The following is a 1,454-nucleotide window of genomic DNA, read 5'->3' as shown; positions in this document are numbered from 1 at the left end:
TCTGTTTTAAAATGCCCATGTCGGCAGACATGGCCAATTGCATTTGCAGTACTGGATATTTTGCGGAGCAACATCGTTACTCCGGTATTCTCCACAAACCATCACGAAAGTGATGGTTTTTTGTATTTATAGCGGTCACCGTTTCCCCCGACGCTTGGGGACGGTATTCTCCACCAATTTTCACAAATCCTTTAAGACCTAGTTTTGCAACACATTAGATAGAAAACAGCACTGACATTAGGTATACTCAAGAGTTAATGAGACATAATGGTCCTAAAAAAACTATGATTTACACCCATATAAGAAGTACAAGTTTGGATAAATTGAAAAACCCTTTTAATGCTTTTGACCTTTCATATAAAAACATATTTTTTGACTACTTTTATACCCATATGGCAGTATAAAGATGTATTTTACAGCTATATAAACAAGTTGGCAACAAGCTAAAAAACTCGGAACTGAAATTAAAGATTCGGAAAAATGACAAAAATAACTGTAAGTACTGATTGCGGAAATGCACCGAAAAAGGAATTCTTAAAAGAAATAAATATCGCATTTGCGAAAGGAAATTCTGAATTTTTGGTAGAAAGCGTAACGGATAAAATTGTTTGGAATATAATTGGCGACAAAAAAATTGAGGGAAAGGAAAAGTTCACGGAGGAATTGGAAAAGATGGAAAAGGAAAAAGCATCGGAATTGATACTCGACCGAATTTTAACTCACGGAAAAGAAGGTGCTGTAAGCGGAATTTTAAAAATGCAGAACGGTAAAAAATATGCGTTTTCGGACTTTTATGAATTTAGTGGAGCAAAAGGAACGAAAGTAAAATCAATAACATCATACGTAATCGGAATTTAGCATTAGTTTAAAACCAACTATAAAAATCAAACAAATAAAATGAAATCAAAAAATCCTACAATAACTGTCAAAACTACTGTAAAAGCAGACATTAATAAAGTCTGGGATTTCTGGACCAAACCTGAACACATCAAGAATTGGAATTTCGCCACAGATGAATGGTGCTGTCCAAAAGCTGAAAATGATTTAAAACCAAATGGTAAATTCTCTTGGAGAATGGAAGCCAAAGATGGAAGTATGGGGTTTGATTTTACTGGAGATTATGAAAAAATAATCGAAAAGGAATTAATCACATACAAAATGTCCGATGGGAGAATTGTGAAAATTGACTTTTCAGAAAATGGAAATGAAGTGACCGTAAGTGAAACTTTCGATGCAGAAGGAACTAATTCGGACGAACAACAACGAGCAGGATGGCAAGCTATTTTAGGAAATTTTAAAAAATATGTAGAATTGGAAAAATAAAAGCCAGTTGCCAATCGAGTGGATGGCTCCGCCATTAAATGACGGAGTGCACCCCTCACACCACCGCACATACGGGTCTCGTATACGGCGGTTCGATAATGGAACTTATCGTTTGTAGTATTCGATTAAAC

2 protein-coding genes are annotated in these 1,454 nt (G+C 35.4%); both read left to right on the top strand.

Translation table 11 applies throughout. The features are described from left to right. Positions 1–480 precede the first annotated feature (480 nt). The gene (locus MWU65_RS17415) at positions 481–858 is read left to right on the top strand and encodes a nuclear transport factor 2 family protein (RefSeq protein ID WP_247079954.1); all 378 of its coding nucleotides are present in this window, start codon (positions 481–483) and stop codon (positions 856–858) included. Between the two features lie 39 nt (positions 859–897). After that, positions 898–1,323: an SRPBCC family protein gene (locus tag MWU65_RS17410; RefSeq protein ID WP_247079953.1), complete on the top strand. Its 426-nt coding sequence runs from the start codon at positions 898–900 to the stop codon at positions 1,321–1,323. Positions 1,324–1,454: the final 131 nt, after the last annotated feature.

The sequence above is a fragment of the Cellulophaga sp. F20128 genome (assembly GCF_023015805.1).
Taxonomy (GTDB): domain Bacteria; phylum Bacteroidota; class Bacteroidia; order Flavobacteriales; family Flavobacteriaceae; genus Cellulophaga.
Note: the sequence above shows the minus strand (reverse complement) of the source record. Positions and strands in the feature narration are given on the sequence as shown.